This window comes from Aliiroseovarius sp. D2-2, assembly GCF_055809455.1.
In genome coordinates, this window is record NZ_CM147913.1 from 2,022,766 (window position 1) to 2,039,380 (window position 16,615).

Annotated in this window: 18 protein-coding genes; 12 read left to right on the top strand and 6 right to left on the bottom strand. The window is 56.6% G+C overall.

What is annotated here, in order from left to right; translation table 11 throughout:
• Positions 1-98: 98 nt before the first annotated feature.
• Both AC0L6A_RS09970 and AC0L6A_RS09975 read left to right on the top strand, forming a co-directional pair.
• On the top strand, positions 99-1,286 hold the full coding sequence (locus AC0L6A_RS09970) for a pyridoxal phosphate-dependent aminotransferase (RefSeq protein WP_473289703.1): 1,188 nt from the start codon (positions 99-101) through the stop codon (positions 1,284-1,286).
• Positions 1,283-2,101 (top strand): isocitrate lyase/PEP mutase family protein, encoded by an 819-nt coding sequence (locus tag AC0L6A_RS09975; protein WP_473289704.1) that lies wholly within the window; start codon positions 1,283-1,285, stop codon positions 2,099-2,101. Before AC0L6A_RS09970 ends, AC0L6A_RS09975 begins: the two co-directional genes overlap by 4 nt.
• On the opposite strand, the gene AC0L6A_RS09980 is transcribed toward AC0L6A_RS09975, so the two are convergent.
• On the bottom strand, positions 2,098-3,270 hold the full coding sequence (locus tag AC0L6A_RS09980; protein WP_473289706.1) for an FAD-dependent monooxygenase: 1,173 nt from the start codon (positions 3,268-3,270) through the stop codon (positions 2,098-2,100). The two genes, AC0L6A_RS09975 and AC0L6A_RS09980, sit on opposite strands and share 4 nt — an antisense overlap.
• A gap of 187 nt (positions 3,271-3,457) precedes the next feature.
• A complete protein-coding gene (gene dksA, locus AC0L6A_RS09985; RefSeq protein WP_246937057.1) occupies positions 3,458-3,880 on the bottom strand; it encodes an RNA polymerase-binding protein DksA in 423 nt (140 codons plus the stop codon).
• 325 nt (positions 3,881-4,205) lie between these two features.
• Here dksA and AC0L6A_RS09990 point away from each other — a divergent pair, with 325 nt between their 5' ends.
• From AC0L6A_RS09990 to AC0L6A_RS10005, 4 genes are all read left to right on the top strand, one after another.
• Positions 4,206-5,051, top strand: a complete 846-nt coding sequence (locus tag AC0L6A_RS09990; protein ID WP_473289708.1) for an AAA family ATPase — start codon at positions 4,206-4,208, stop codon at positions 5,049-5,051.
• Positions 5,052-5,655: 604 nt separating this feature from the next.
• A complete protein-coding gene (locus AC0L6A_RS09995) occupies positions 5,656-7,074 on the top strand; it encodes a DUF2927 domain-containing protein (RefSeq protein WP_473289710.1) in 1,419 nt (472 codons plus the stop codon).
• Positions 7,075-7,098: 24 nt separating this feature from the next.
• The gene (locus AC0L6A_RS10000) at positions 7,099-7,299 is read left to right on the top strand and encodes a hypothetical protein (protein WP_473289712.1); all 201 of its coding nucleotides are present in this window, start codon (positions 7,099-7,101) and stop codon (positions 7,297-7,299) included.
• Positions 7,300-7,334: 35 nt separating this feature from the next.
• Complete coding sequence (locus tag AC0L6A_RS10005) at positions 7,335-8,519, top strand: vWA domain-containing protein (protein WP_473289714.1); 1,185 nt, start codon at positions 7,335-7,337, stop codon at positions 8,517-8,519.
• Here the strand turns inward: AC0L6A_RS10005 and AC0L6A_RS10010 are convergent.
• On the bottom strand, positions 8,516-8,839 hold the full coding sequence (locus tag AC0L6A_RS10010) for a DUF3817 domain-containing protein (protein ID WP_473289716.1): 324 nt from the start codon (positions 8,837-8,839) through the stop codon (positions 8,516-8,518). The genes AC0L6A_RS10005 and AC0L6A_RS10010 overlap by 4 nt on opposite strands.
• A 136-nt stretch (positions 8,840-8,975) precedes the next feature.
• Here AC0L6A_RS10010 and AC0L6A_RS10015 point away from each other — a divergent pair, with 136 nt between their 5' ends.
• Genes AC0L6A_RS10015 through AC0L6A_RS10025 form a run of 3 tightly spaced genes read left to right on the top strand, consistent with a single transcriptional unit; the run spans position 8,976 to position 10,702 of the window.
• On the top strand, positions 8,976-9,344 hold the full coding sequence (locus AC0L6A_RS10015; protein WP_473289718.1) for a hypothetical protein: 369 nt from the start codon (positions 8,976-8,978) through the stop codon (positions 9,342-9,344).
• Positions 9,341-9,982, top strand: coding sequence for a DedA family protein (locus AC0L6A_RS10020; protein ID WP_473289719.1), 642 nt, complete (start codon positions 9,341-9,343; stop codon positions 9,980-9,982). The genes AC0L6A_RS10015 and AC0L6A_RS10020 overlap by 4 nt, the downstream gene beginning before the upstream one ends.
• Positions 9,983-10,021: 39 nt before the next feature.
• Positions 10,022-10,702 carry a M48 family metallopeptidase gene (locus AC0L6A_RS10025; RefSeq protein WP_473289721.1) on the top strand — a complete coding sequence of 227 codons (681 nt, stop codon included), beginning with the start codon at positions 10,022-10,024 and terminating at the stop codon, positions 10,700-10,702.
• On the opposite strand, the gene AC0L6A_RS10030 is transcribed toward AC0L6A_RS10025, so the two are convergent.
• Both AC0L6A_RS10030 and AC0L6A_RS10035 read right to left on the bottom strand, forming a co-directional pair.
• On the bottom strand, positions 10,699-11,247 hold the full coding sequence (locus AC0L6A_RS10030) for an RSP_2648 family PIN domain-containing protein (protein ID WP_473289723.1): 549 nt from the start codon (positions 11,245-11,247) through the stop codon (positions 10,699-10,701). The genes AC0L6A_RS10025 and AC0L6A_RS10030 overlap by 4 nt on opposite strands.
• A complete protein-coding gene (locus tag AC0L6A_RS10035) occupies positions 11,244-12,461 on the bottom strand; it encodes an RSP_2647 family RNA methyltransferase (RefSeq protein WP_473289726.1) in 1,218 nt (405 codons plus the stop codon). Before AC0L6A_RS10035 ends, AC0L6A_RS10030 begins: the two co-directional genes overlap by 4 nt.
• A gap of 245 nt (positions 12,462-12,706) precedes the next feature.
• On the opposite strand from AC0L6A_RS10035, the gene edd reads away from it, so the two are divergent.
• The 3 genes from edd to AC0L6A_RS10050 are packed head-to-tail and all read left to right on the top strand — an operon-like array spanning position 12,707 to position 15,497.
• Complete coding sequence (gene edd / locus AC0L6A_RS10040) at positions 12,707-14,509, top strand: phosphogluconate dehydratase (RefSeq protein WP_473289728.1); 1,803 nt, start codon at positions 12,707-12,709, stop codon at positions 14,507-14,509.
• Between the two features lie 13 nt (positions 14,510-14,522).
• On the top strand, positions 14,523-15,164 hold the full coding sequence (gene eda, locus AC0L6A_RS10045) for a bifunctional 4-hydroxy-2-oxoglutarate aldolase/2-dehydro-3-deoxy-phosphogluconate aldolase (RefSeq protein WP_473289729.1): 642 nt from the start codon (positions 14,523-14,525) through the stop codon (positions 15,162-15,164).
• Positions 15,165-15,188: 24 nt separating this feature from the next.
• Positions 15,189-15,497, top strand: coding sequence for a Dabb family protein (locus AC0L6A_RS10050; RefSeq protein WP_473289732.1), 309 nt, complete (start codon positions 15,189-15,191; stop codon positions 15,495-15,497).
• A 9-nt stretch (positions 15,498-15,506) separates the two neighbouring features.
• Here the strand turns inward: AC0L6A_RS10050 and AC0L6A_RS10055 are convergent, their stop codons facing one another.
• On the bottom strand, positions 15,507-16,391 hold the full coding sequence (locus AC0L6A_RS10055; RefSeq protein ID WP_473289733.1) for a LysR family transcriptional regulator: 885 nt from the start codon (positions 16,389-16,391) through the stop codon (positions 15,507-15,509).
• Between the last annotated feature and the right edge of the window lie 224 nt (positions 16,392-16,615).

Consider the following 16,615-nt stretch of genomic DNA (forward strand, 5'->3'; position numbering starts at 1 on the left):
TTTCCACGATCCGTGGCCTGCGAACTGATTTCCGGATTTGACAAAGCCGTGGCGCGAAGGCTCCTTTGAAGCGAGATCGATAATTTACGGGGGCGCTCATGCAGCTTTCAACGCGCATTCAAAACATTCTGGACGGAGGCGATGACGGCTGGGGCGTGTTCTACAAAGCGCGCGCCATGAAACACGCCGGTGTCGATGTGACCGAGCTTACCATTGGCGAACATGACATCCGCACGGACCCGTCCATCTTGACGGCGATGCACGACGCTGCGCTGGGCGGCCACACTGGGTATGCGGATATTCCGGGCACGCCTGCCCTGCGCGACGCTGTGGCCGCACGGGTTGAAGCGCAAAGTGGCGTGGTGACAACCCGCAGCAATGTCCTGATCACGCCGGGTGGGCAGGCCGCGCTGTTTGCAGCCCATATGGCGGTCTGTGACGAAGGCGACACCGCGCTTTTCATTGATCCGCATTACGCCACCTATCCCGGCACAGTTCGGGCCGTAGGTGCGAAAGCTGTTTCTGTTCCGGCGTGGTCGTCAGAAGAGTTTCAACCGGACCTTGCGGCCTTGGGAAACGCGGCCAAGGGTGCCAAAAGCCTGTTGATCAACACACCAAACAATCCCACAGGCGTGATCTATTCCGACGCCAGCCTTCAGGGCGTTGCCGAGATTTGCCAGCGTGAAGACCTCTGGCTGATCTCGGACGAGGTTTATGACAGTCAGGTCTGGTCCGGGGCTCATCAAAGCCCGCGCGCCCTGCCCGATATGGCAGAACGCACCTTGGTTGTTGGGTCAATGTCCAAAAGCCACGCCATGACAGGCAGTCGGTTGGGATGGATCGTCGGACCGGAAGCAGCAATCGCTCATCTGGCAACGCTTGCCATCAACACCAATTACGGTGTGGCTGGGTTCATCCAAGACGCCGCGCTGTTCGCACTGAAACAAGGTGCAGGTTTTGAAGCAAAGATCGCTGAACCCTTTCGACGCCGACGCGATGCCGCCACGCATCTTTTTCGCGGGCAAGATGCGGCCAAGCTTATCCCGTCCGGCGGGGCGATGTATCTGATGGTCGACATTCGGGCGACAGGGCTGTCCGGCGAGGAATTTGCCCTTCGCCTTTTGGATGAAGAACACATCGCGGTGATGCCCGGTGAAAGCTTCGGGCGCGCAGCCGCTGGGCATATCCGCATCGCAATGACAATCGAAGACCAAAGATTCCTGGAAGCGGTCGAGCGGCTGATCCGCTTTGCTGGTGAGTTAGCACTTGAAGGAGAACACGCATGACAGATCGAAATCGCGGTACCCAATTCCGCGCTCTGCACCAAAAAGGCAACCCCTTCATTCTGGCCAACGCATGGGACATCGGAAGCGCAAAGATGTTGGCCAGTCTGGGCGCTGAAGCCATTGCCACGTCATCCGCGGCGCACGCATTTACTATAGGTCGTCCTGACATGGGGCATGTCACGCGGGATGAAGCACTGGCCCATGCAGAAGATTTGGTTGCGGCTGTGAACGTCCCAGTCTCGGGCGATTTTGAAAATGGGTTTGGGGATGCGCCAGAGACCTGCGCGGAGACCGTGCGACTGGCTTATGAGGCCGGGCTTGCTGGTATCTCGATCGAGGATACGGCGCTGCCTGCTGCAACCCCGTATGAGCGTGATCTGGCGATTGAGCGGATCCGCGCAGCAAGCGCTGCAGCCCGCGCCCTGCCCGGAGATTTTGTGCTGGTCGCCCGCGCAGATGGGGTGATGAACGGACGGTATGACTTGGCCGAGGCTATGGCACGGATCGCAGGCTATGAAGAGGCCGGAGCGGATTGTCTGTACATTCCCCTGCCCGGCACGCTTCAGGATCAAGCGGCGATTTGTGCGTCAACCGACCTTCCCGTGAACGCGTTGGCAGCTGGCCCGTTTACCGCGCATAGCCGTGCAGATTTTGCGAAAGCAGGAGTTGCACGGATTTCGCTTGGGTCTGCGCTGGCGCGCGCCACACATAAAGTGATTTACGATGCCGCACAGGACATGTTTGGTGCGGGCGACTTCAATCGGCTTGGCCGCGGGATTTCTGGCGACAAAGTGGATGATCTATTGTCCGACTAGGGCGCGCGCGTGACATCCTTGTCATAGATCCAGTCATAACGGCGCATCAGCATCTGCGGCGCAAACCGCCCTGCAAGGCGCAAAGACGAGTGGCCCGCTTTGCGCAGCACTGGGTTGCTGTAGTGATAATTCCGCGCATTCTTATATGCCTCGGCGACAATTCTTTCGGTGCGCGGTTTTCGCAAGGCCTGATACTCGGACGGGCCGCGCTCCAACCCATAGCGATCAAGGCAATCTGCCAACACCCATGCATCCTCAAGTGCCATCACGGCCCCTTGCGCCATGAAAGGCAAGGTGGGATGCGCCGCATCGCCAAGCAACACCGCCTGTCCCTGATGCCAGTTTGCCGCCACGGGATGCAGAAACAGCCCCCAGACATGCGCAGTCTCGACCCGTTCTAGAAGTGCAAGCGCATCATCGCAAAAGCCCGAAAACGCAGAAAGCAAATTCGCGGGGTCATCTTGATGGAACCAACCTTCTTCAGCCCAGTCGCTACGTTCTTCGACAGCGACTATGTTGACGATACTTCCATCACGAAGCGGATAGGTCACCATATGGCGCCCCGGTCCCATAAAGATTGTGGCTTCGGCCTGTTCGCGCCCGGTCGCGGGCACCAATGCGCGCCATGCCACCTGACCCGTGAACTTTGGAGAAGCTGCGCCATTCAACGCGGGCCGCATCACAGAATGCAGGCCATCTGCCCCGACGACGAAGCCCATGTTTTGGGGGGCTTCACCGTCCAAGGTTACAAAGGTGCCACCCTGACCGGGCTGAACGGCCAAAACGCGCTGACCACATTGGATCGTCACACCTGCTTCAAGCGCTGCATCATATAGCAATCTCTGAAGATCGGCGCGGTGATACAGCAGGAACGTATCTTTTGGCTTCAGCTTCCGAAAATTTAGATCCAGCACGCCGTGGCCTGACATCCCGTCACGCAGCCAGACACCTTGCCCTTGCGTAGCACCCGCGCGCGCTTTATCGCCCAGGCCCAGGGCATCAAGTACTCTTACGCCATTGGGGCTGATCTGCAGACCAGCGCCGACCTCGGTGATCTCGGGGGCTTGTTCAAGGACCGTCACCGTAGCGCCGCGCTGGGCCAGAGCAGTTGCTGCAGCCAGTCCGCCAATACCAGCGCCCAGAATGGTGATCGGCTGATCTGTGATCATGCTTTACCTCTGTCCCTGTTCAGGTCCGTATCGCAGGCGGTAACTCTGTTTGCACCCTACCAAAGCAAAAAGGCGACAGAGAGCCCGCCGCCTTTGTGACATGGTTTTTTATTTGGTGTAACGTGACAAATTGCACCGTGGCAAATTGCACCGTGACCGGGACAAATTCTCATGCCCCGACCAAAGATCAATCGTCGCGATGAACCTTTTCACGACGCTCGTGGCGCTCTTGTGCCTCAAGGCTCAGCGTGGCGATCGGACGTGCATCCAGTCGTTTCAGCGAAATTGGATCACCCGTTTCCGAGCAATAGCCATATTCGCCTTCTTCGATACGGCGCAAAGCCTGATCAATTTTGCCAACCAGCTTGCGCGAACGATCACGCGTGCGCAGCTCTAGCGCACGATCTGTTTCCTCAGACGCACGATCCGCAATATCAGGGATATTGCGCGTGTTGCCTTGCAAACCTTCGATTGTGTGACGGCTTTCATCAAGCAATTCGGCCTTCCAAGCTTCAAGCTTGCGGCGGAAATACTCCATCTGCCGGTCGTTCATAAATGGTTCATCTTCGGCTGGCCGATAATCGTCGGGCAGGAAAGTCTCGGCTTTCATACCAACTCCCTCTTCTTCCGGGCTACGGTCCCTGTCGAACCCTCTCGGCAGTGGACGCCCGCTACTTTATGGCGCTCGTTTACACCCGCTAACAGGGAATGTCACGTATGAAAAACCCAACCATCGCGTGTTGGCCGGTCACATTGGTTAAGACACTGATAGCGCATGACATCTTTCACTTAACCTATGAGCGTTTTTGTCGGCAAACCGGGTGCACCCCAAGTTTTCAACCATCAATCGCTGTGTCAGAAAGCTCTGGCCTTGCCAAAATGCGACGTGACGGTTACCTCACCCAAATCGCACGAACCTGATGTGAGGGATAAGAATGACCAATCGTTTTGATGGAACCGACAGTTATGTCGCCACCGATGATCTGAAAATCGCGGTAAACGCGGCGGTCACTCTGGAACGCCCTCTACTGGTCAAAGGCGAACCCGGCACGGGTAAAACCGAGCTCGCTTTGCAGGTTGCAAGCGCTTTGGGTGCCAAGATGATCGAATGGAACATCAAATCCACCACCAAGGCGCAGCAAGGGCTTTACGAATACGATGCCGTAAGCCGGTTGCGTGACAGCCAACTTGGTGATGAGCGCGTGAATGACGTGAAAAACTACATCAAACGCGGCAAGCTTTGGGACGCCTTCGAGGCGGATGAGCGCATTGTCCTGTTGATCGACGAGATCGACAAAGCGGATATCGAGTTCCCGAACGATTTGCTGCAAGAGCTCGATAAAATGGAATTCCACGTCTACGAGACGGGCGAGACCATCCGTGCCAAAAACCGCCCGATTATCATCATCACGTCGAACAACGAAAAAGAGCTGCCGGACGCCTTCCTGCGCCGCTGCTTCTTTCACTACATTCGCTTCCCTGATGCCGATACGTTGGCAAAAATCGTTGAAGTGCATCACCCGGGGATCAAACCCCGCCTTCTGACCGAAGCACTGACCCAGTTTTATGAAATCCGTGAACAACCCGGCTTGAAGAAAAAACCGTCAACGTCCGAAGTTCTGGATTGGTTGAAACTGTTGCTGGCTGAAGACATTGACCCAGCAGAGCTGAAGCGCGACGGGGCCAATGCATTGCCAACCCTTCACGGCGCATTGCTTAAAAACGAACAGGACGTCCACCTGTTCGAACGGTTGGCCTTTATGGCGCGCAGCGGGCGCTAAGCCCCAACGCCACGACCCATATTTGGTGACGTCACCAGCACAACAGCAGTCGTAAGCGATTCGCTGTATAAGCACCTATGGCTGACCGCTGGCGTAGTGTGTGATGAACAGCGTCCCACAACATATTGACCTGTTTTGCTTTTTCCGAACGATCACGCATGGAAATCGACGGTTTACCTTGGTCCAACTGCGCCCCTGCAGTAGGGTCGAAGCTTGCCTGGGGGGGCATAAAAACGGTGTGTTTGTATTGTTATGGGAAACAATGCCTACATTTCCGTTCGAACGCTGATATCGCGCGACGATCCGGCGCTCTGCAACCCGTGGGAAGGTTGTATGGCTGGTTTGTCGTTAGAACGAGGCTTTGGGGTACGTGAAACCGCCCCTGCCGACTTTCTGGATATCACTTCGAACGAGAGCGAGCTTGTACGGGTGCCACCCGGACGAGGTCGCAGGCCTGCACGAAATGTGCGGCCTGACCTTGGATCCTGATTTCAGAATCCGGGTTCCATTTGTATGCATTCACCAAAACGCTCTCTTCAACACAACACGCCGGCAGGACACCGCCTTCATTTGCGGGACTGCATTGTTGTGGAAGGAGCCGAGTATGCGGTCTCAAGTCAGCGTCTCACTGATCACCCTTGCGTTGCTGGGGTTGGCGGCGTGCGTCGCCCCCATCTCAAAGGAAACGGGGTTCGATCCGCAGCAAGCCGTTCAGCGTGGCTCTGGCGGCGGAGCCGTTGTTACACAAACCATCAGACTGCCAAGTCAGCTGCCCCCAATGAAAGCCTTTTCCCGAACCAAATCAAGCGCACCAATCCGTGCCAACAGTTTGATTATGGGGGATTTTCTTGATCTGAGCTTCCAGCTAGAAAGCGGGCGTACCCTGCCCGTTCTGTCCCGCTTTGAAACGCCGATTACAGTCGCCGTAAAGGGTCAGGCCCCGCAGCAGATGCAAGCCGATTTGGAACGGCTTTTGGGACGTTTGCGCCGTGAAGCTGGGATAAACATCAGGCGCGGAAGTGCCAGCGCATCTGGCCTGATCACGGTTGAGATGATCCCGAAACGCAAACTTCAAAAGCACGTCCCACATGCGGCCTGCTTTGTCGCGCCCAATGTCTCGGGCTGGGGTGAGTATCTGCGCGCACGCGGTACCGCTCTGACCGATTGGACCAAACTGCGCCAACGCACCAAAATGTCGGTCTTTTTGCCCTCTGATGTCAGCCCGCAAGAAATGCGGGACTGTCTGCATGAAGAAATTGCGCAGGCCATTGGGCCGGTGAACGATCTATATCGGCTGGAAAATAGCGTCTTCAATGATGACAATTTCCACACAGTTCTAACGGGCTTCGACATGCTGATCCTGCGCGCCTACTACGCGCCAGAGCTTCAGTCGGGATTATCGCAAGCCGAGGTTGCCCAACGCTTGCCCGCCGTGCTTGAACGCCTCAATCCCGCGGGTGGAACAGGCACACCGCGCATCACACCGGGCTCTCCGGGCGCGTGGAAACAAGCGATTGTTGATGCTCTGGGACGGCATAAACCCAAGCCTACCCGCCAAGCCGCCGCACAGCGCGCTGTGTCGATAGCGCGTCAGCGCGGGTGGCAGGACACACGCCTTGCCTTCAGCCTGTTTGCCCAGGGCCGCCTGAGCATGCAAACGGACAGCCAAGCCGCCTTTGCAGCCTTCCGCGAAGCCGAGGCGATATACCTATCGCGCAGCGGGACCGAGCTTCATGCCGCACATATGGGCGTTCAGCTTTCGGCCTATGCCTTGTCCGCCGGTCATGCCGATCAGGCTGTGGCAACCATCAACCGCCATCTTCCAGCCGTGAAACAGGCCCAGAATGCAGCTCTTTTAGCAACCTTGCTGATGATCAAAGCCGAGGCTCTGGAGCATATGGGAAGAATTGATGAAGCACAGCGCGTACGGCTCGACAGTCTTGGCTGGGCGCGGTATGGCTTCGGCTCAAACGCCCAAGTTGGAGCGCGGCTTCAGGAAATCGCAGCCATCGCACCAGGTTAGGCATGATGAACGGGCCATACCTGCATGGCCCCCTTAGCCGAGGATGCGAAGATGGTCGTAATTGTTGCATTGGTTTTGGGTGCTGTTTTCGGCGCACTGCGCGCAAAAAAGCGGGGCGGCAATCGGCTGGATATGGCGCAGTATGGCGCTGTTTATGGCATTGGCCTCGCGTTGATTGTTCTTTTCATTTTGATCATTGGCGAACGCAATCTTGGCCATCTTTGAATACGGTTCCTGCCGATTATTAAGAGCTTTCTGTTATGTTCCTGCCCTTCTTTGAAAACTTGCGTGCAGCCAACGTGCCGGTGTCACTACGGGAATACTTGTCGTTCCTTGAGGCGATGAAGGCCGGGCTGGTCACCTATGACATTGAGGGCTTTTACTATCTCGCGCGCACCGCGATGGTGAAAGACGAACGAAACCTGGACAAGTTCGATCGCGCATTTGCTGCCAGCTTTGAAGGGCTTGAAGCCATCACCTCGGACGAGATGTTGGAGGCCGTCGACATTCCACAGGAATGGCTTGAGAAGATGGCCGAAAAGTTCATGACCCCCGAAGAAAAGGCCGTGGTCGAGGCCTTGGGCGGGTTTGACAAGCTGATGGAGACGCTGAAAGAGCGTTTGAAGGAACAAGAAAGTCGCCATCAGGGCGGCAACAAGTGGATTGGCACCGCTGGCACCTCTCCGTTTGGGGCCTATGGGTACAACCCCGAAGGGGTGCGCATCGGGCAAGATCGCTCGCGGCATCAACGGGCCGTGAAGGTCTGGGATAAGCGCGAGTTCAAGAACCTCGATGACTCGGTCGAACTGGGCACCCGCAACATCAAGGTCGCCTTGAAACGCCTGCGCAACTGGGCGCGTGATGGCGCACATGATGAGCTGGATCTGGATGGCACCATCCGCGCCACGGCCGAACATGGATATCTGGACGTAAAGACCAGACCAGAACGAAGAAACGCTGTTAAGCTGTTGTTATTTCTTGATGTTGGCGGTTCAATGGACCCCTACATCAAAATGGTGGAAGAGCTGTTTTCAGCCGCCCGCGCCGAGTTCAAGCATCTTGAATACTACTATTTCCACAACTGTCTTTACGAAGGCGTTTGGCGTGACAATGGGCGACGTTGGAATGATCAGACCCCCACGTGGGAGGTTTTGCGCACCTATGGGTCCGACTATAAGTGCATCTTCGTCGGTGACGCCTCGATGAGCCCTTATGAGATCGCCTATCGTGGTGGGGCAAACGAACACTGGAATGACGAAACCGGACAAGTTTGGCTGGAACGCGCCCGCGAGCAATGGCCGGACAATATGTGGATCAATCCCCTGCCCGAAACACATTGGCGCTACACTCAATCAGTCCAGATGATCAGCCAGATCTTCGAAAACCGCATGGTGCCGATGACCATCGACGGGATTGAACGCGGCATGAAAGAATTGGGGCGTTAAGGCGTCGCGTCAGCCAAACGCACAGCTTCCTCTTCCCGCTTTAGATAGGGATCATGCACGAAGGTGCCAAAGGGAAGAAGGCTTGCCAATATAGCCCAGTTTACCCGCGCCATAGACAAGCCGCCATGGGCTGAGGCAAAGATCAAACTGCCAATATACGCGATGAACAACCAGCCATGCGCCATGCCGACGAAAGGAACAAGATCCGGCATATTGCCCCAGTATTTCAGCGGCATCGCGATGAACAAGAGCAACAGATAGCTCCATCCCTCGACCGAGGCGATCTTGCGAAACATCCAGATTGAGCGGGCTTTTGACATAGAGCTTTTCCTTTGGCGCGGTCTTGTGGGCATATCCACAGAGATTTGGCTTGTGCGGAACCCGGCGAAATGTCGCATAGATTGTCGACGGAAAAACCAGCGCCAACCGTTTAAGGTGGGCACAAGGAGCGTGATCATGATTTCCAAAATCCGACGCATGTGGACCGCAGCGCCCATTGCAACGGTGGTTCTGGCTGTTGCCCTAACCGCCGGTGCCTTCTTTGCTGTGCGCTCGATCACAAGCTGGGTTTATTGGAGCGACCCTGCCCATATCGACCAACCCATCGCGGGCTGGATGACACCGCGTTACATTGCCTTCTCTTGGCAGGTGCCCCGCGATGTGATGCTCGATGCTCTAGCCCTTAGAGAAGAGGATCCAAAGCACCGCAACTTAAAGCGTTTGGCCGAAATCAAAGGAGTGTCTGTCGAAGTTCTGATCAATGAGATCGAGCTGGCCATTGAAGATCACCGGACAACATCGCCCGACACGGATCAAGCACAATGATCACGACCGAGTTGGTATTCACGCTGCTATCCGACTATGGCCCTTGGGTCGTGTTTGCGTCGGCCTTTCTATCCTGCCTCGCGCTTCCCATCCCGACATCCCTGATGATGCTGGCCGGAGGGGCATTTGCCGCCGCAGGTGATCTTTCACTCACCAATGTTGTTGCGGCTGCGTTTGCCGGGGCTGTGATTGGGGATCAGACGGGCTTTGCGATTGGACGGATTGGCGGCGCGCCCGCGTTGGAAAAACTCACCCGAACGCCAGCCCGAAAAGCCGTGTTGAACAAGGCTCAAAACCTTGTCGAACGCCGTGGCGGTATTGGCGTGTTTTTGTCGACATGGGCGGTGGCGCCCTTAGGGCCATGGGTGAATTTCGCGGCAGGCGCGACCGGCTTGGGCTGGGTGCGCTTTGCAATCTGGGATTTTTTGGGCGAGGTCATCTGGGTCACGCTCTATATCGGATTGGGTTATGGGTTCGCATCGCGGATCGAAAGCCTTGCCAGCCTGATGGGCAACGTTGCGGGTTTGTTGGCCGCGCTGGTGATCGCAGCGGGTGCAATTCTTTGGATCCGCGCCATGATGCACGCAAAAGACAGACAAAGCTTCAAGGTGGCGGCAAAATCAGGCCCAGCTATCTAACCCCTTTCATCGCTTGTGATTTGCCACCATATAGGCGGTATGACCAAGCTTTTGCCCATCCTGCTGCCACTGATCTATGGATTGATCCTGTACCGGTTCTCGGTCTGGCGCACCCATCGCGAGCTAGATGCGAAATCTACCCGGCTGGCAGATCCGGTATTGAAAGCCAAAACCGACCAGATGGCCAAGACGCTGGATCTGGCGGACATCCCCGTTCACATCTATGAAATTCAGCCCGTAAACGGCTTGGCCGCCCCCGATGGACGGATCTTTATTACCCGCGGGTTCTATGATGAATATCGACAAGGCCGGGTCACTGCGGACGAAATGGCCAGCGTGATCGCGCACGAGCTGGGGCATGTCGCCTTGGGCCACGCGCGAAAACGCATGATCGACTTTTCGGGTCAGAATGCGTTGCGCACCGTGTTAACCATGATGATCTCGCGATTTCTGCCCGGAGCTGGCGTGTATATCGCCCGGATACTGACCAAACTGGTGGCCGCTGGGCTAAGCCGAGGCGACGAGTACGAAGCCGACGCCTATGCCACGGCTTTGCTGATCAAATCAGGCATTGGGGCAGATGCTCAGAAAAGCCTGTTTGATAAGCTCGATACGCTGACCAAATCGCGATCTGGTGTCATGCCCGCCTGGCTGATGAGCCATCCAAAATCCGCAGAACGGATTGCAGCAATTGAAAAAAATGAGGCAGAGTGGAGCTAGCTTGCGGGCTCCAACGCCTTTCCCAATCGTGGTAAACGCGCTTTTTTCATCAAACGACGCATGGTCCAGTCTTCTCCAGACAGCGTGATCGCTTGTGACAGCACCTTTTCAGCAACTTCTTGGATTTGCTCTGGATGCGTATCCAAGAGGTTGCGCAAGAACAGGTCCGGTCCGTCGCGACGCAGGTCTTCTTCAGCAAGTGTATGACGTGGGAAATCTGCGTTGTTCATCGTCAGCAGCACGTCCGCCCCACCAGTGATCGCAGCCGCAAGCACGTGAATATCGTTGGGGTCGGGCAGCCAAAGCCGCGCTGTGACACCGTCGTTCGGCTTGATGCTGGATTTGGGCCAACGCGCGGTTAAAATCGCAATTTCACCGCGCGCGAAGGTTTCTTGCTCTGGCCCAAGCTTGATGGTTGCACGGGCCCATTCTTCAAGGATGCGGGGGGACCAAAGCGGCGTGAACAACCCATGCCCGGCTGCGCCCAATACCATTTCACGCATGACGGTTGGGTACAGAACACAGGCGTCGATCAGGACTTTCACGGCATGATCCGGAAGAAGATCGACTTAAGATAGCCGCTTTCTGCCAGTTGTGGATGCATCGGATGATCCGCGCCCGCAAAGCCCGTATGGATCAGCTGAGAATTGCGTTCCGCGCGTCCGATACCCCGGATCGACGCGTTGCGAAATTTCTCGATCGTGGCAGCGTGTGAACACGAACACAGACCAAGATAGCCACCGGGCGCAACCAGCGTCGCAGCCAATCGCGCCACGCGTTCGTAGGCACGAAGCCCCGCTTCCAACGACCGTTTTGACGGCGCAAATGCAGGGGGATCGCAGATGACCACATCAAACTGCGCGCCCTCTTCGTTCAGTGCGGTCAACACATCAAACGCATCGCCCTGACGTGTCGAAAAGCGATCTGAGGCGCCCATGGCGTCGGCCCCGCCTTCAGCCAGCGCCAAAGCAGGTGCAGATCCATCCACGGCCAAGGCGGACGACGCGCCGTTAGCCAGTGCAGCCAGTGAGAACCCTCCGACATGGGAAAACACGTCCAACACACGGGCGTCTTTGGATAGATTGGCCATGAACGCATGGTTGGGGCGTTGATCATAAAACAGGCCGGTTTTCTGACCTCCGGTAAGGTCCGCCAGATAGGTGGCCCCGTTCATCGACACATGGACCGGAGCAGTTGGGGCATCCCCAATAAGTACTGCATTTTCAGCGTCCAGACCTTCAAGCTGACGTGCGCGGCCCGCTGAATTCTTCAAAATGGTTGTGACACCCGTGATCTTCGCCAAGGCATTGGTCAAAAGACCAAGATGCACGTCAGCCCATGCTGCGTTCGGTTGAATGACCGCCGCATCGCCAAACCGATCAATGATGACGCCGGGCAGCCCGTCGGCCTCGGCATGGACAAGCCGGTAAAACGGCTCGTCATACAAGCGACTTCGGTGATCCAGCGCAGATTGTAGTTTTTTCTCAAACCAATCGCTGTTGATCTGAACATCAGGCGCACGTTCCAATATACGGGCGAAAATACGCGATTCCGGCGTGACCGCGACGGTTCCAATCACGTCACGGCCGGCATCCTCAAGCGTTGCAATGCTTCCAGCCGGGATCTTTTTGGTACGACGATCTGTGACCAGTTCGTTGTCATAAACCCACGGCGCTCCGTGACGAATGGCCCGCGCATTGGCTTTGGGTTTCAGACGAATAACGGGGCGGTCAGTGTGGTCTTCAGGTGTCTCAGACATCAGAGGTTCTGCCATATTTGATTGGATGTTGGACCCTCCCTACCCTGTGGCAGCAGTAACGGAAAGGCGAATTGCAGCCCTTCGCAGATCCAAGTCCACTTGTTTAAATATCTGTGGTGAATTTCGACCAATCTTTCCGAACGGCAACACTGACTATTGTTAGCGCTACCATTTGCTGTTATCAGAGGCGCAAAGACGATAACCTGATCGCATCGCGCAATCGAATGCACTTGGAAAGGCACCACATGGCCACCCATCCGACCCTTACCGCCATCACGGATCGCATCGCCGAACGTTCGCGCGACAGTCGTGCCACTTATCTCAAGAAGATCTCGCGTGCGATCGACGAAGGCCCCCGCCGCGCGCATCTTAGCTGTTCGGGTCAAGCCCACGCCTATGCCGGCGCAGGCATGGATCAGGCGACACTTGCCAAGGGTCGTGCGCCAAATCTGGGCATCGTCACCGCCTATAACGACATGCTGTCGGCCCACGCCCCTTTTGCGACCTACCCAGACCTAATCAAACGCATCGCCCGCGACGAAGGGGCAACGGCGCAAGTGGCCGGTGGTGTGCCCGCGATGTGCGACGGTGTAACCCAAGGTGAAACCGGGATGGAACTAAGCCTGTTTTCACGCGACGTGATTGCCATGGCTGCCGCAGTGGCGATGAGCCACAACACCTTTGACGCGGCACTCTACCTTGGTGTTTGCGACAAGATCGTCCCGGGCCTTATGATTGCCGCCGCCAGCTTTGGCCATATCCCAACCTTGTTTTTGCCTGCGGGCCCAATGGCGTCAGGCATCTCGAACGATGAAAAGGCCGAGACACGCAAGAAATTTGCGACCGGAGATGCCACGAGGGAAGAACTTATGGCCTCTGAAATGGCCGCCTATCACGGCCCCGGCACATGCACATTCTATGGCACAGCCAACACCAATCAGATGCTGATGGAGTTCATGGGGCTGCATCTACCGGGCTCATCCTTTGTCACGCCGCACACACCTTTGCGCGACGCTTTGACTGCGGAAGGGACACGGCGTGCGCTTGAGATCGCCCACGGAACCGAACAGTTTACGCCCGTTGGACATGTGCTTGATGAAAAAGCCTTTGTGAACGGGCTGGTTGGACTGATGGCCACGGGTGGTTCGACAAATCTTGTGCTGCACCTGCCTGCGATGGCGCGCGCCGCCGGGATCATCCTAACGCTCGAGGATTTTGCAGACGTTTCCGCCTTGGTGCCACTAATGGCGCGTGTCTATCCAAACGGCTTGGCGGATGTGAACCATTTCCATGCTGCAGGCGGTCTGGGCTATATGATCGGCAACCTTTTGGAAGAAGGATTGCTGCACCCCGACGCCACCACCAATGCAGGTGACCTGAGCGCTTATGCACAGGAGGCCAAGCTTGATGGCGATCGCGTATGTTGGGAACCTGCCCCGCGCGCTAGCCTGAATGACAAAATCCTACGCCCTGCCAGCGACCCTTTCCAGAAAACCGGAGGCTTGGCGCAACTGTCAGGCAATCTGGGACAAGGAGTGATCAAGATATCGGCTGTGGACCCAGACCGGCATATCATCGAAGCCCCTGCGCGGATCTTTCACGATCAGGAAAGCGTCAAAACAGCCTTTAAAGCTGGCGAGCTTGAGGGCGACATCATCTTTGTTCTACGCTTCCAAGGCCCCCGCGCCAATGGAATGCCCGAGCTGCATGGCCTGACCCCGGTTCTATCCGTTCTTCAATCACGCGGTCAGCGCATTGCGCTTGTCACCGATGGGCGCATGTCCGGCGCATCGGGTAAAGTACCCGCAGCCATTCACGTGGCCCCGGAAGCGGCTGATGGTGGGCCAATTGCGCGTATCCAAGATGGCGACATCATTCGCCTTGATGCCACCAACGGCACTTTGGAAGTGCTGACCGAGGGCGCAATCGACCGTCCGGCGGCTCAGGTTGATCTCAGCGACAACAACGATGGCTGCGGCCGCGAACTTTTCGAAACCTTCCGTCGGGCCGCACGCCCGGCAACCGAAGGCGCTTCGTCGATCTCATAAGGAACTGATTGATATGACACCCGAAATGGCAAGTGATGCCGCTGAAAAAATCTGCCGCCTGGCCCCTGTTGTGCCTGTGTTGGTGGTCAAACAAGTGGCCCATGCAGCGCCTCTGGCCGACGCCTTGGTAAAGGGGGGACTGCCTGCGCTGGAAGTGACTTTGCGCACACCGGCCGCGCTGGATGTGATTGCTGAGATGGCGCAGATTGACGGGGGCGTGGTCGGCGCCGGCACGTTGTTGACGTCAGATGATGTTGAGCGCGCCAAGAAAGCTGGCGCAACCTTTGGTGTTTCCCCCGGCGCAACGGATCGCCTGCTTGACGCCTGCGAAGCCAACGATCTGCCACTTCTGCCCGGCGCGACCTCAGCCAGCGAAAGCATGCGCTTGTTGGAGCGCGGATATACCGTTCAAAAATTCTTCCCGGCAGAAGCCGCTGGCGGTGTGCCCTTCTTGAAATCCTTATCCTCGCCCCTGCCCCAAATCCGCTTTTGCCCAACCGGCGGCGTGAGCCTGAAGAATGCGATGGACTATCTGTCTTTGCCCAACACGCTTTGCGTAGGCGGATCATGGGTCGCACCGGGGAACCTTGTGGAAGCTGGGGATTGGGACGGAATCCGTGAACTGGCGGCTGAAGCGGCGGCGCTGACCTCGTAACCGATTACTGATAGGCGAAAACAAATGTTTATCCATTGCGTCTTTTGCCAAATTCGCCCCGACGCCGATCCAGCCGAAACATCAAATGTCCTGCAGGGCCTTGCAGATTTATGTGCGGATTTTCCAGGCGTACTAAGCTTCGAATACGGTCCCAACCGTGATTTTGAACGGAAATCTCAGGCCTTCCAAGCAGGCTTCGTCATTCGATTTTCAGAACAGTCTGCGCAAAAACACTATGCGGAGCATCCCACGCATCACGCATTGGGTGAACGCCTGTGTCAGCTGTGCGTCGGAGGTGCCGACGGCATCATCGTGTTTGACCTTGAGTGCTGAACCATCCGGCTAATGCGCGACCTCAGCCCCTTTACGCCGTAACCACTTTCGAAACGTCTCGGCGTTTTGGGTTAAACCACCCGGTCTGGTAACGATGTAATAGCCCAGCTCGCATTGCGTGAACCGGTGAAGTGACACGACGGTTCCCGCCGCCACCTGTGCTTCCACCAAAGATCGCGGCTGAACAGAGACACCAAGCCCGGCCGTGACAGCAGACATGACCAATCCGCTGGTCTGCATGGTTGTCAGAGCAACCTCGCTTAGATCAATGCCTTCTTTTTCCACGATGCGGCGGCGTTCCATCATGTGGTTTTCCATAACCCACGGCAGATCAACCAAATCCGAAAGTTTGCCCACCTGCCGCCCGCGCACAAGATCCGGGTGTGCCACGACCACAAATTCGCCATCCGTCAAAAGCTCGGCCTCAAGCCCCGGCCAATTTCCGTCGCCATAGCGCACCGCAAGGTCGACCCCATCCCGGCGTAGATCAATCAATTCCATGCTGGGGTTGATGTTGATCGTGACCTCAGGGAACTCAGCCCAGAACGCGCCGATCCGTGGCATCAGCCAATGGGATGCAAATGCAGGCGTCACCGAGATCTGGACCGCCCTGTCCAAACCGCGCTGCCTGATTTGGTCGACCCCGTCTTTGATTGTTGTAAACCCGTTGCTCAGCGCATCCGCCAACAAACGCCCCGCATCCGTCAACGCCATTCCCCGACCTTGTCGCATCAAAAGCGCCTCGCCCAGTTCTTCCTCAAGCCGGCGCACGTGCTGACTGATGGCGGCATGGGTGACGTTCAGTTCACGTGCAGCCTCGCTTAGGTTCTGATGGCGCGCTGCGGCTTCGAAAGCGCGCAACGTGGCCAAGGACGGCAGAGATCTCCAATCCATTATGTAACCTCAACTTACACTATGGAAATCATACTGCTTTGCCTGAAAGAGCATTTCAAGCTTATTTTAAGTGCAGAAACACATTGAGAAGGAGAACGCCAATGCTCTCGATACTTTCATCTTCATTCCGAACCGCAACTCGGATGGACCGTCATTCCGAAGGTCAGAAACCTACGATCCGCACCGAACGGCAGCGTGATTGCGATCGGGTCAAGACTGCGAAA